Raw genomic sequence first — 12,940 nt, 5'->3', positions numbered from 1 at the left:
CCTACACGTCCTTCGAGCCGATGTGCGCGATGTCGACGCGCTCATAGTTGCCCGCGCCCGCGTTGATCAGCTCGATGGCGATCCGCGTCTTCTCAGCGACCTCGCGGTATGCCTCGGTGAATTCCTTGTGACCGTTCTGGAGCGTGGCGACGAAGGTCTGGCCGCCTTCCCAGCGCTTGATCTGCTCGACGGCCACCTTCATGCCGACGAGGTTGGCCTTCATGTCCAGGTCGTTGACGGACCCGGGCTTGTCCCCGGCGAACTTGGCGAATTCCTCGGTGAGCTGCTCGGCGAGCTTCTTGAGCTTGCTGGCGCTGTACGTGACGCCCTCGCGCTCGGGATCGAGCCCGGCCCAATCCGACTCCAGACGCCAGCCCTGGGCCGGCGGCGGACTCAACTTATCGGGATCTGACACAGCAACCTCCCCGAACACCACTGGCCACAAACTTTACTCGTATATCACGATCTCATGCCCCATTTGGGACATAACCCCCCGCCGCTTTCATGCTCCTATGCTGTCCTCAGGCCGGACCGAAACGGAGTGGCATGCAGACCCGCAAGGATCTCTACCAGGCACATCGGCTCATGACCCAGCGCCTGGGTATGGCCCTGTTGCAGGGCGAGCCAGACCTGCCCGAGTCGCCGATGCGGCGGCACAACGTGGCGACGTTCGCCGGGATCATGGTCGGCGTTCTCATCATCGCGGGTTTCGGCATCTGGGGCATGCTCAAACCGGGCGGGGCGACCAACCTGAGGGACGCCGGTCAGCTCATCGTCGAGGAGGAGACCGGCGCCGCCTACGTCTACAGCCAGCAGACCGGCCGGCTGCTGCCCGTGGCCAACTATGTCTCGGCCCGACTCCTGCTGGACAGCGACGCCATCAAGGTCAAGACGGTGTCCGCGGAGTCGCTGGCCGGGTTCGCGCGCGGCGGGCAGGTGGGCATCGTGGGTGCTCCCGACTCGCTGCCCAAGCCCGAGCGGCTCATCAAGTCGCCCTGGTCCGCCTGCGTGGTGGAGGCGACGGACCCCTCAGGGGGGCGCAGGTCGTACGTGACGCTGGTGGGCGGGACCGACGTCGGCGGCAGACCCGCCGGGAACGACGCGCTAATCGTCAGCGACGGACGGCAGAACTGGGCGCTCTGGGGCAACCAGCGCATGGCCGTGCGGAACGTGGACCGGCTCACCGACCAGACGCCCCGGCGGGTGCCGATCTCGTGGATCAACGCCATCGCCGAGGGATCGGACTTCGCCGCGCCGCCGATCCCCCAGCGCGGCCGCAACATCCACGGCCCCGGCGGCACGACGTTCAAGGTCGGGCAGGTCTTCAAGGTCGCGGCGGTCGCGGGGGCGCCCGCGCGCTGGTACGTCATGCTCGCGGACGGCCTCGCGCCGATCACCCAGACGCAGGCCACGCTGCTGATCCAGGATCCGGCCAGCCAGACGGCGTACGGCAAGCAGCACGTACGGGAGATCCTGATCGACGCGGCGAACGCCAACGCGGCGAAAGTCTCGGCCCAGCGGATCACCGGCGGCGGCATGCCGGCGACGATGCCGCGTTTCCAGGTGCCCGCCGGCTCGGCACCGCTGTGCATGGTCTACGCCAACACCGTGAAGGGATCCGTGAAGGGCACGCTCACGGTCGGGAGCCGGATCGACATCCCGACGCCGGGGTCGAGCGGCAACCCGGAGCGGTTCGACCAGGTGATGCTGCCCCCGGGCGCGGCGGCCCTGGCGGGGCTGCTGCCCGGCGAGAACCAGCTCTCCAACGTGCAGCAGTTCTACCTGGTCACCGACCAGGGGAAGAAGTACCGGCTGGCCACGCCCGACGTGCTGACCAAGCTGGGCTACGACGCCTCGAACGTGGCCCCGCTGCCCGCCCACCTCCTGCGCCTGATCCCCGAAGGACCGACGCTCGACCCGGCGGCCGCCAGGACGCCGGTCTCGGACACCCCGGCCATCCGCCCGACGGGCTCCTGAACAGGAGCCCAACCGGCTCGTAAACAGGGGGTTTCCTGGACGCAAATACTTGTAAACATTAGTATCAAAGGTGCAGTTAGTACTTTGTGATACCTGGGGGGCTCATGGGGGACAAGGCCGATGGATATGAGGTCATACCGCCGGACCTGAAGAAGGCCATGGAGACCTGCGCCCAGCAGGCCCCGATCGTCCGCAACGCCATGATCGCCTTCGGGCCCGCGAAGCTGCACAAGAGCGACTTCGGCCTCGCGCCCGGCGCCGACGAGCTGGGCGCCGCGTACGTCGACGGCACCGCGGAGAACGAGCATAAGGACAAGCGGTACGAGTCCGTCTACGGCTACCTCGGCGACCTGGCCGATGCCCTGGAGTTCATCGCCACGGCCCTTGAGGTCTCGGCGTACAACTACAAGGCGGCTCACCAGGCCAGCGACGTCGGAGGCACCAGATGAGCCAACACGGCAGCATCAACCCGCTCGAATGGGACTGGACGGCCTGGCACTTCGAGATCAACTGGGGCTCGCTGCTCAACCCCGCCCCACTGCTCGACACCATCAGGTCCATGTGGCGCGCGCTCCCCACGCTCATCGGCGGTGATGAGACCGAAGGACGCCTCAAGGCCGCCGCCGCGGCGCACGACAACCTCGCCACCAACCTGAACAAGGTGTTCGAGGTCCTTGACGCGCGCGCCCATGGCCAGCACGACGGCTACGTCGACAAGATCGTGAAGGAGTGGAAGGGCAAGGCCGCCGACGACTTCAGGAAGGTCTGGGGCCTCGTACTCAGGCACGACAACCGCGTCGCGCTCATAAAGAGCTGCACGGAGATCGCCAACATCCTGAGAATGGTCGCCGAATCGGCCGCCCACACCAGGAAGGCCATCATCGAGCTGCTCAAGACGGCGATCATCTGGTACGTCGCCTTCTATGCCCTTCGGTGGGCGGCCGGCATGTGGGGCGGCTGGCTGGCCGCGGGGGCCGCCTACATGCGGACGACGAAGATCGTGCTGCTGGCGGCCCAGGTCCTCACCAGGTTCGCGTCCGTCCTCAGGGTCTGCGCCGGCGCCCTGAGAGTCCTGCCCGTGGTCGGCCGGCTGAAGTGGGTGGCCAAGCTCGGCAGCGCGACACGTACCGCCACGGCCATGACGAAGACGGAGTTGACGGTCGCGAAGTTCAAGAAGTACTCGGCCTACGCCGAGAAGTTCGGCGCGGCGAGCTTCAAGACGTACGCCAAGACCTCCGGCAGCGTGTACGGCGGAGTCATCGGCACGCAGATGGCGGGCCAGGGCATCAGCGGCCACAGCATCTTCAACCTCAGCCCCATGACCTTCACCCAGGCGGCCCGCATCAGCGCGGGCGCCACGCTGGCGGGCACCTTCGCCCCCATGTCCGGTTTCTTCGGCAAGGGATTCGTTCAGGGCGAATCGGCGGCGAGTTGGGCGGCGACCCTGACCAAGTCCGGCGCCGCCGTCGGAGAGTCCGGCATGGCCTTCGGCGGTTTCGTCGCGATGCGGAACTGGGCGTACGAGCAGGTCAAGCACAAGCTGCCCGGAGCCAAGATCGCGGGGAAGCCGGGCAACTTCCACAAGCAGCTCTGGGGCGCTATCCCCACCTCCGCTTTCCGCGTGTGGCGGTCCCTGGCCACCAACCCGGACTACGGCGACCTGCCCAAGTCGGATGTGCCCGTCGCCAACGGCCACGCGACTCCGCCCGCGCGGGTCGGCACGGCGAAGGTCGGCTATTGGCCGGTCGACAACGGCTCGCTGGCCGACATCGCCAAGAAGGTGTACGGGGACCCGAACCGGTGGCCGGAGATCTACAACGCCAACAGGGACATCATCGGTGACGACCCGCGCAAGCTGAGGCCCGGCCAGGTGCTGCGGATCCCGCTGGACGAGTGAGAGTCAGACCTCGGCCGTCTTGCCGGAGCCGCCGGGCAGCTTCCCGGTCAGGGAGTCGTCCATCTTCACGGTGAGGCCGCCCATCTTCTCGTCGTACGCCATGCCGGCGTCGGAGAAGGGCGGCATGCCACCTGACTTCATCGCGCTCATCTCGGTGGGGATGGAAGCCTCCAGCATGGGGAAGAGCTTCCCGGTCATCTCGGTCTGCTGCATGGACATGTAGAGGACCATGCCGAGGCCTGCGACGATCAAGCCCTGCTTGGCGATCAGCTTCCTGATGGACTGCAGGGTGAGGGAGCCCCGCACGGCTACCAGCGCCTCGCCCACGGCCTTGGTAAACGGGGTGGCGGACGAGAGCAGCTTGTACACAGCAAAGCCCATCATGCCGACGGCCGCCAGCATGACTACCCCGGAGCCGACGTAGTAAGCCTTGGACGCCGAGTGGACGGCCTCCCCAGTGTCGTTACGCGTCTCCTTGAGGGACTTGACCCCATTCTTGAAGGCCGTGTGGATGCCCTCGAAGGTGTCGAAGGCCCCGCCTTCCCACTTGCCCGAGGTCTTCAGCTGCTTCTTGAGCTGGTCCAGCCCGTCGTCCAGCTCGTCCAGCTCGGACATCAGGCCAGCGTGGTCGACACTCTGCCAAGCCTTGGCGGCGTCCGCCATCGCCCCGGGGTTCGACACCAGCGTGCCGATGCCGGCGGCGGCGTAGAAGGCCCATGGCTGCTGGATCACGAAGGCGGCGGAGGACGCCATGGCCGCCGCCGCCAGGTAGAGCCCCGCGCCTAGCTCACTCATCTGGAATCCCGCCCAATCACTTCAGGTGCGATCTCATCGTCGCCGCCCCAGACGCCCTCGTCCTCGCCGAGCAGCGCGTTCTGGCGCTCGTTCTCCTTGTCGCCCCCGGTCCCGGCGCCGCTCATGGGCATCATCGGCATCATGGGCATCCCGCTCGTACCGTTCACACCTCGCAGACCGGCCGGTACGGCACCCGCACCCGCACCCACGCCTCCGCCGATGCCCGTGCCGAACCCGGTACCAGTGCCGGTGCCGCCGCCGCTGCCGACGCCCGAGCCGGGGCCGGTCCTGGTGGCGGAACCGTTCAGGTCCGGGGACAGGGTGCTGAGGTCCGGGTTCTTGACCTGCGGGGTGTTCAGCGAGTTGGGGTCGAACTGGGACAGCTGCGTCCCGTCGGGGAGCTTGCTGTCGACGTCGGGCAGCTTCGGGTCGGGGATTTGCGGCTGGCCGTTGAGCGCCGAGTCGATACTCGGGACCTTCATGTCGGGCTGGTTCCCCAGGGAAGCCGACGGCAGGTCCGTCTTGGGCAGGTTCGTCGAGGGGAGGTCGCTCGACGGCAAATCAGTCTTCGGAAGGTCGGTCTTCGGAAGGTCGGTCGAGGGAAGGTCCGTCTTGGGCAGACCGGTATCGATCCCCGGCGGCTTGCCTCCGCCGGACATGTCAGGCAGCCCGGCGCCGGTGTTCGGCAGGCCGGAGTTGCCGAGGTTCCCGAGATTGCCGAGGCCGTTGGGCCCGCCGCCGAGGCTGTTCGGGTCGAAGCCGATGTTCTTGACCCCGTCGCCGTTGGCATCATCGGCCGTCTGGTAGTTCCTGGCGGCCTGCTTGAGCGCGGTCTTCCAGCTCTGCAGCGCCTTGCGCCCCTTGGCCAGCGCATCCGCCTGCCGTTCGATCGCCTTTTCGTGGACGCTGCTGGCGCCGATGCCGATCACCCCGAAGTGCGGCCACTGGACGCGAAGGTTTTCTGTCTTGCCCTCTAGCTGGGAGAAGAACCCAGCGTGTTCGTCTATCGACTCGCTGTTTCTATCGAGCGCACTGGCCTTGAACGAGACGCCGGACGTCATCGACGGCAGTTGCCCACCGTTCTGCAGCTGCGCCAGCGCGGCCGCCTGGCTGGAGTTCTGCGTCGAGTCGCCCATCCCACTCCCTCTAGCCTGGTCAGCAGATGACCGGGTCGGTCACGTCGTGCGCTGAGTTCCAGTCGTCCTTGTCCGCGGGGAGCCAGGTCATCCGCTCGAAGTCCCCCTGGTCCTGGCCCGCGCCGGCGCCGGACATCGGCATGAACGGCATGCCGGACATGCCGTTGCCCGAGGTCCGCATGGCCGCCGTGAGCCCTTGGCCCGGGGCGCCCATGGCGCCGTTCGGCGAGCCGAGCACCGAGGGGACGCTGGGCGGCGTGCCAGTGGGTGAGAGGACGCCCACCGGGTTGGGGGCGATGGTGCTCACCGGATTGCCGGTCGGGCCGATGCCGGTCGGGGTGATGACCGGCGTGGTCGGCGAGTAGGACGACACTTCCGTCCCGTTCGGGTCCAGGCCGCCCTTGGGGTTGTCGCTGCTGGTCTTGTCGTCCTGGCCGAGCACCGGCGGGACCGTCTGGTCCTGCTTGCCGGAGTCACCGGTCTGCGAGGGGTCCTGGCTGCCGGTGCCGTCGCCCGGCGTGGTGCCGCTCTGGTCGCCGGTGCCGTTACCGCTCTGGTCGCCACCGTTCTGGTCGCTGCCGGGCTGGCCGTTACCGTTCTGACCGTTGCCGGTGTCCGAGCCAGGCTTGCCGCCCGAGTCGGAGCCGCTGTGGTCACCGGAGCTCGAGCCGCCCGTGCTGCCGCCGCGCGAGCCGTCGGAGCCCGTACCACCGCTGCCCGTGGAGCCCGTACCTCCGGAAGAACCGCCGTAGCCGTCCGACGACCCGTTCCCGCCGCTCCCGGTTCCGCCGGCGTTGATGCCCGCGCCGGTCGGGTATCCGGGGTCGCGGTACGTACCCGTACCGCCCGGAATCGAGACGGCGGGCAGTTCGTAGGACACGTCGTGCGGGACCTGCACGTTGTAGAGATCAACGATCTTCTTGTTGAGCTCCTGCATCGCCTTCTGGGCTTCGCGGTCCGCGGCGGCCTTCGCGGCCTTCGCGTTGGCGGCCTCGTCCACCATGATCTCGGAGCTGGGAACGTCGTTCCCGGAGCTCTTGTTCGCCGAGATGCCCTCGACCTTCGCGATCGTCTCGGGGAGGTAGCTCGCGTACTGGCGCAGGGCGGAGCCCATCATCTCCAGCTTGGTGGACAGCTCGCCGCCGGAAGCGTGCAGCATCTGCAGCGCGTGGCGCGCCTTGCTGGCGTCGGGGCCCTTCCACACAGTGAGGATCTTGCCCGCGTGCTCTTCCAGCGCGTTGACGGCCGACTCGATCGCGCTCGACGCCTTGTCGTACGCGAACCCGGCATCCTCGATCTGGCTGGGCTGGGTGTTGTTCAGCATCGTCAGGATCTCGTCCTTGGATGCGTTTACCGTCCCGCCCTCTGGCATCTTGTCGAACGACAGGATGACGACGACCTGCCGGCCGCCCTTGCCCTCGGCCATCAGCCCTTGCCCTCGTTGGCCTTGTCGCCGGCGCCATGGTTGGCGGCGCTCGCCTCGACGGCGGCGATCACGTCCTTGTAGGCGTCGACGAATTCCTTATAAACCTGTGCGAACTTCTTGCCGCCGCTGTTGGCGCCGACGGTCTGGCTGAAGGCACTGGCGTCGTGCCACGTGCCGATCTGCGCCTCGGACAACTGGCAGTGGTCCAGCAGGCCGTTCACGGAGCCGTTGGTGTAGCCCTCCGCCGAGCCGGGTCCCGTCATGCCGCCGAGGTACGACTTGAGCTCTTCGGCGATCGCCCGCATCTGGGTGGGGGAATGCTCCCGCCCCGCTCCCGAGTCGAACAGATCAGGATCGATGTACAGAGGGTCTTGGCCCTCCATTGCGTCCTTCTGGGTCATCCCCATCCCCCTTAGAAAAAGGAACCCGGCCGGCGCTTCGAGGCACCGGCCGAGGGAGGCACGATCGCCGCGACGAACTGCTAGTCGGTCCAGATGTTGATGTTGCGCCGCTCAGCGGTCTCGTAGTTACCCTTGGCGATGCTGACGGCCTTGGCGGCTTCGAACAGCTGCTTGCCCATCTCCACCTCAAGGGCGTCCCACTGGGCCTTCTTGCCGTCGAAGAACGTCTTCGCCTCACCCTCCCAGTCGGTGCCGAGGGTGGTCCTGACGTCGTTGTAGAGGTCGTCCGTCGCCTTGTCCAACTCGGTGACGATCGACTTCAGCTGCTCGTACGCCGCTTCCATGTTGGGGAAGTGGGCGTAGGTGTAGTCCTCTGGGGTGAACGTGTCGGCCATGAGTGTCTCCGTCCTACCTACGTACTGGGGGCTTAGCGCGACGCGTTGATCAGCGAGTCGATACGACCGCCGACGCCGGCGGAGTTGAGCCCGCTGGAGATGTCCATGTTCTGCTGCGCGGCGTTGGAGTACACGCCCGCGTTGATGTTCAGCTTGTCGTAGATGTCCTCGAGGATCTTGATCACCTGGCGGAAGTCGACGTCCCAGGCGTCGAGAGCCTTGCCGAACTGCCCGGCGGCGCCACCCTTCCAGCCCGCGGCCATCAGGTCGCCCTTGATGGTCTGCACCCGCTGGCGCATGCCCTCGATGTACTGGGCAGTGACCTCACACTGGCCGGCGGCTTTGGTGAGCTTCGACGGAGCGGTACCCATAAGTGTTGCCATTGGACCTCCAGGTCAACAAGGTCTGGTTCTGTACGGCGGCGCCGTAGGTCCGGTCAACCCGGGTACCCCCGCAAACAACATCAAATGGCATGCTAGCCCCCATCTGCCCCAGAAATAACAGATACTTAACATAACGGCTAGATCACTGTTAGGCGACTTTTAGGTAAACGCGCAGGTAGGCAGCTCGGCGATTTCTGACTCCGGCCGCTGGCCTGCGGTCGCGGCTGGTCGTAAACCTCACAACCTGTACGGCTCAGCAGCCTCACGGCTACGCTTTTGTCGCTTCTGTGTTGATTGCTGGGAGGGCGACAGGGTGGCCGATTTCGGGAGTATGGGGCGGCCGAGCATCGACAGTCTGCTCAACTGGAGCTCTCCCCCGCCGCAGGACGGGCCGGGTGAGGTTGAGGTGGGCGGCGCGCCCCCAGGCTCCGTCGACGGCAATACGACCGTCCTTATCGCGGGTGGCGGCGACTCTCCGCGGCCGGATCAGGCGGGTCCCGTCGACGATCCGTCGATCCCGCCCGACCAGGTAGGGCCGGCCAACGACCAGATCCCGCCGGATCAGGTGGGGCCGGCCGACGGTCAGGGCGATCCGACGGTGGCCGAGATCCAGTCCGACCAGCTGAGCTTCGGGCCCGAGTCGGTCGACGACGTGACCGACGGCGAGCCCGGCTCGGTCGATCCGCAGGCCGCCGAAGGTGACCCGGCGTGGGAGCCCTCGGACGCCGACGAGAGCGGAGACCCGAACGATCCCGACGCGTCGGACGACGCGACCGAGGACCCAGATGCGCCGCAGAGCCAGGACGACACCGGGAACCCGGACAACCCGAGCGACCAGGACGGCACGGACACCGGCGATCAGGGCGACACCTCGGACCCGCAGCAGACCGACCCCGGCACCTCCGACGGCCAGCAGGACCCCTCCGGCTCCGAGACCGACCCCCAAGACCAGACGGACCCGAACGGCCAGCAAGACCCCGCAGACCCACAGACCGACCCGAGCCAGACCGATCCCGGCCAGACCGACCCCAGCCAGCCCGGCGGCCAGGACGACACGACCGTCCCCGAGACTCCCTCGACGGACCCGCCGGCCGACGGCGGCGCCGAAGACCCCAGCTCCAGCCTCCCGGAAACACCGGAAACACCCACTCCCGAGACGCCGAGCACCGAAACGCCCACCCCCGAAACGCCGAGCACTGACATGCCGGCTACCCCGACCCCGGAAACGCCCAGCGCCGAGACCCCCGGCACCGGAGGCGCCGACACACCGTCCATCCCCTCTCCCGGCTCCTCCGGAGGCGGCGGTGGCGGAGGCGACCAGGGCGACGGCAAAACAGACGGCAAAACAGACGGCAAGACAGACGGCAAGGACGGTAAGACAGGCGACAAGGACACCGGCGGCACCGCGAAGGACGACAAGTTCGCCGGAAGCGAGCTCGGCGGCGGCTGGCGCAAGGCCCGCCCCGAGGTCATGGAGAAGCTCGGCAAGCAGATCGGCCCCAGCAAAGACGGCGACGGCGACACCCCGGGGGACCACATGGGCGCCGCGGAGAACACCGCCCGGAACATCGACATCGGCTTCCCGGGCTTCGGCCTGATGGGCGCGATGGCGTTCACCCCCGCGTACCATTCGGCCCGCACGTCGGCCGCCGACTATCTCAAGAGCGCCAAGAACCAACTGGGTGTCTGGGACGAGCAGCTCCACCTGGGAGCCGACGTCGTCCGTCAGGCCAACGACAAGAGCACCGCGAAGAATTGATCTCAGGGGCGACATGGATCTCTACTCGAACGGGTCGACCTACTACTCCATGGCGATGGGTTTGTGCCTCTATGGCGCGGTCCTGCCGTCCAATCCCGCACTGAAAATGATCTGCAAGTACACCGGGACGATAATCGGCACGATGTACTCCAGCCCCAGCGACATCCGCGAAGCGGCCAGGAACACCCGCGGCATGACCACGACGGTCAACAACGCGGCGGCGTCCATCAAATCGGCCCTGGACACCATCGACCATGACGACTGGGAGAAGATGGCGCGTCCGGACGTCGACAGCGCGGTGAAGAAGTTCACCGCCGAGGCCGAGAACAGCTCGCAGTCCTACGAAGGGCTCGCGGGAGCGCTCGACCAGCTCGCCAAGCATTCCTTCCAGATGTCCGTGGCCAGCGTGTCCGTAGCCACAGTTCTGGTCGCCCTCTCCCATGCCAGCGCCGCGGGCAAGCTCTTCCCTCCCGCCACCGCGGCGACGGAGCTCGCCACCACCGCCTCTGGCGGGGCGGCGCTCGCCACGCTGAGGACGATCGCGGGCAACGCCATGAAGGTCTTCGTGGCGGCCGCGAGCGTCGCCGGAGCGGCGGCCATGTACCTGGGCCAGAGCGCCTCGCAGAACATGAGCAAGGCCGTCACGCCCACGGATCCCAAGTCGGTGCCGGCGTTCGAGCAGGTCTACATCCCCAACCTGCCGACCTTCGGCAAGGACGGCCAGCCCCTCGGCATGAAGAAGGACGCCTAAAGGTCAGAGGTCCAGGCGGCGGCGGATGCGGTCGAGCTCGCCCATGACGTCCTCGAACGTCCGGTTGTAGGCGGACTCGGCCTCCTTGATCTTGCTCAGGGCGGCGTCGGGGTCCTCGACGTACTTCATCGGGTTGTCCTCGTCGCCGAACGCCTGGCCCATGGCCTCGGTGACCTGGTGCTGCAGGTCCGCGGTCGCGGCCTGGAGCTGCTCCTTGATGAGCTCGGCGAGCTCGCCCGAGCTCAGCCGCATCGCCTTGGGATGCAGCTGGAGCTCGCGCAGCCCCTCACTGCCGTACTCGATCGTGACCAGGCCGTCGTCGTCCTGGGCCCGCCCGACGAGGTCGGTCATGTTCTTCTGGAGCTCTTCGATGCGCGCGAACTGCTCGTCCGCGCCCTTGAGAAGCTTCTCGATGTCGATGTTCGCGAAGTCCCCAAACTCCTGCATCTTCACTCCACTCTCACAACACTGTTAAATCGCGCAGCAACCTATCACCCGGACAAACCCCGCACCCAGGAATAGACCTCGAGAACGCCCAGCGCCAGCGGGAAGAGCTCGACGATCAGGATGACGTCCACGATGTCCGCCGCGCGGCCCCAGAACGGCGACGGCTTGCCCGTGGGCAGCCAGAGGCCGATGCCGACGGCGGTCAGTGCCAGCCACAGCATGCCGATCGCCACGGCCACGGCGCCGATGACGCCGGATTTCGGGCCGAGTGTCACCGCGAGCAGGCCGAACGCGGCAAGACCGACGGTGATCAGCCACAGCCGCTGGCGCACCCCACGGAAGACCCGGGCCCGCATCATCAGCGTCAACCCGAGCGTCCCGGTCATGAGGGAGGCGATCCAGCCGCCGTACGTGGCCAGCAGCACCTCGGAGACCAGCGCCACCAGACCGACCGCGATGATCATCCCGGTGGCGTAGCGCTGGGCGATGACGGTCCGCTCCTGGATGGCCGCGCTGTTCAGGCGCTGGTTGTCGGCCCGCAGCTCCTCCGCGGTGGTGGGCATGGCCGGGAGCGGCACCTTGGCCAGGCGGAACGACAGCGTGGGGACCAGCGGGCTCAACGCCAGCAGGATCGACACCGTCACCGCGGCCACTCCGGCGGGTGGCGGTCCCCACACCATGACCACGGCCGCGCCTATCGCCCCGAACGTCGTGGCGATGGCCGTACCGAGGAATCCCGGTACGCCGTCGGAGATCAGCGCGCCCGCGACGGTGGCCACCAGCGCGGTGCAGGCGAGCGCGGCCAGCAGGTGGGGAGCGCCGACACCGGCCAGGGTGCCGCCGCTGGCCGGCGCGAACAGGCCCGCGATGAAGCCGTACGGCAGCGCCCCGTGCCCGATCAGGGCGCCCGCCAGGGAGTCGCCCACCGCTCTCGACAGGGCCGCGCCGGTGGCCACGACCACGAGCGCCATCAGCCCGGCCACCACCGTGACGACCAGCGCGGGCGCTCCGGACAGAGCCAGGGCGATCGCGCCGAGGACCAGCAACCCGAGCGCGCCGCTCGCGCCCATCATCCGGGTGTGCCTGGTCTCCCAGGTGCCCGACGAATTCTTGACGCCGGTCGCGACCACGTCGGCCACGTCGTCGTACAGCGCGGGCGGCAGGATCGCCTCGCGCGGCCTCAGGTAGAGCACCTCGCCGTCGAGAATGCCCAGCGCGCCGAGGCTCTGGCCCAGGTCGAGCGGGGAGCCGCCGAGCCGCTGCAGCGTCCAGCCGGGCGCGGCGGCGGACTCGCCGCCCAGCTCGTCCAGGGCGCGCAGCAGGCCGGGCAGTACGTGCGGCAGCGGGATGTCGGCGGGCAGCGCCAGGTCGGCCTTGCGCCGCGGTCCCACGATCGTCACGTGGCACAGCGCGGGCAGCGGCACGTGCACCTGGGCGAGCGAGCTCACCTGCATCGGCCCCTGCGGATGCGGGGGTCCCTGCGGGTGCGGCGGGCCTGGCAGGCGCGGGGGACCCTGCGGATACGGCCCTTGAACGGCCGGTCCGTGGACCATCGATCCCATGGCTGGTCTCC

General features: G+C 67.9%; 14 protein-coding genes. 5 read left to right on the top strand and 9 right to left on the bottom strand.

Annotation, left to right across the window (positions count from 1 at the left end; genetic code table 11):
* Nucleotide 1 precedes the first annotated feature (1 nt).
* On the bottom strand, nt 2-415 hold the full coding sequence (locus AB0C30_RS25905; RefSeq protein WP_357948761.1) for a hypothetical protein: 414 nt from the start codon (nt 413-415) through the stop codon (nt 2-4).
* Between the two features lie 131 nt (nt 416-546).
* Between AB0C30_RS25905 and eccB the strand changes: the two genes are divergently transcribed.
* The 3 genes from eccB to AB0C30_RS25890 all read left to right on the top strand — a co-directional run bounded on the left by eccB (nt 547) and on the right by AB0C30_RS25890 (nt 3,874).
* Nucleotides 547-1,977, top strand: coding sequence for a type VII secretion protein EccB (eccB, locus tag AB0C30_RS25900; protein ID WP_357948758.1), 1,431 nt, complete (start codon nt 547-549; stop codon nt 1,975-1,977).
* A 104-nt stretch (nt 1,978-2,081) separates the two neighbouring features.
* Entirely contained in the window at nt 2,082-2,426 is a 345-nt protein-coding gene (locus AB0C30_RS25895) for a hypothetical protein (RefSeq protein ID WP_357948756.1), read from the top strand.
* Entirely contained in the window at nt 2,423-3,874 is a 1,452-nt protein-coding gene (locus AB0C30_RS25890; protein ID WP_357948753.1) for a hypothetical protein, read from the top strand. The genes AB0C30_RS25895 and AB0C30_RS25890 overlap by 4 nt, the downstream gene beginning before the upstream one ends.
* 3 nt (nt 3,875-3,877) lie before the next feature.
* Here AB0C30_RS25890 and AB0C30_RS25885 read toward each other — a convergent pair whose 3' ends face one another.
* The 6 genes from AB0C30_RS25885 to AB0C30_RS25860 form a co-directional block, all read right to left on the bottom strand.
* Nucleotides 3,878-4,669, bottom strand: a complete 792-nt coding sequence (locus AB0C30_RS25885) for a WXG100 family type VII secretion target (RefSeq protein WP_357948750.1) — start codon at nt 4,667-4,669, stop codon at nt 3,878-3,880.
* On the bottom strand, nt 4,666-5,805 hold the full coding sequence (locus AB0C30_RS25880; RefSeq protein ID WP_357948747.1) for a hypothetical protein: 1,140 nt from the start codon (nt 5,803-5,805) through the stop codon (nt 4,666-4,668). The genes AB0C30_RS25885 and AB0C30_RS25880 overlap by 4 nt, the downstream gene beginning before the upstream one ends.
* 19 nt (nt 5,806-5,824) lie before the next feature.
* Entirely contained in the window at nt 5,825-7,231 is a 1,407-nt protein-coding gene (locus tag AB0C30_RS25875) for a hypothetical protein (protein WP_357948745.1), read from the bottom strand.
* Nucleotides 7,231-7,632 (bottom strand): hypothetical protein, encoded by a 402-nt coding sequence (locus AB0C30_RS25870; protein WP_357948742.1) that lies wholly within the window; start codon nt 7,630-7,632, stop codon nt 7,231-7,233. The genes AB0C30_RS25875 and AB0C30_RS25870 overlap by 1 nt, the downstream gene beginning before the upstream one ends.
* An 80-nt stretch (nt 7,633-7,712) precedes the next feature.
* Nucleotides 7,713-8,027, bottom strand: coding sequence for a WXG100 family type VII secretion target (locus tag AB0C30_RS25865; protein ID WP_357948739.1), 315 nt, complete (start codon nt 8,025-8,027; stop codon nt 7,713-7,715).
* 32 nt (nt 8,028-8,059) lie between these two features.
* Nucleotides 8,060-8,410 carry a WXG100 family type VII secretion target gene (locus tag AB0C30_RS25860; RefSeq protein ID WP_357948736.1) on the bottom strand — a complete coding sequence of 117 codons (351 nt, stop codon included), beginning with the start codon at nt 8,408-8,410 and terminating at the stop codon, nt 8,060-8,062.
* A gap of 313 nt (nt 8,411-8,723) precedes the next feature.
* On the opposite strand from AB0C30_RS25860, the gene AB0C30_RS25855 reads away from it, so the two are divergent.
* Together AB0C30_RS25855 and AB0C30_RS25850 are read left to right on the top strand one after the other, a co-directional pair.
* On the top strand, nt 8,724-10,169 hold the full coding sequence (locus AB0C30_RS25855) for a hypothetical protein (RefSeq protein ID WP_357948733.1): 1,446 nt from the start codon (nt 8,724-8,726) through the stop codon (nt 10,167-10,169).
* 13 nt (nt 10,170-10,182) lie between these two features.
* Entirely contained in the window at nt 10,183-10,920 is a 738-nt protein-coding gene (locus AB0C30_RS25850) for a hypothetical protein (RefSeq protein ID WP_357948730.1), read from the top strand.
* A gap of 3 nt (nt 10,921-10,923) precedes the next feature.
* On the opposite strand, the gene AB0C30_RS25845 is transcribed toward AB0C30_RS25850, so the two are convergent.
* On the bottom strand, nt 10,924-11,367 hold the full coding sequence (locus AB0C30_RS25845; RefSeq protein WP_357948728.1) for a YbaB/EbfC family nucleoid-associated protein: 444 nt from the start codon (nt 11,365-11,367) through the stop codon (nt 10,924-10,926).
* Between the two features lie 44 nt (nt 11,368-11,411).
* The gene (gene eccD / locus AB0C30_RS25840; RefSeq protein WP_357948725.1) at nt 11,412-12,929 is read right to left on the bottom strand and encodes a type VII secretion integral membrane protein EccD; all 1,518 of its coding nucleotides are present in this window, start codon (nt 12,927-12,929) and stop codon (nt 11,412-11,414) included.
* Between the last annotated feature and the right edge of the window lie 11 nt (nt 12,930-12,940).

This window comes from Nonomuraea sp. NPDC048901, from assembly GCF_040649695.1.
Taxonomy (GTDB): domain Bacteria; phylum Actinomycetota; class Actinomycetes; order Streptosporangiales; family Streptosporangiaceae; genus Nonomuraea.
Note: the sequence above shows the minus strand (reverse complement) of the source record. Positions and strands in the feature narration are given on the sequence as shown.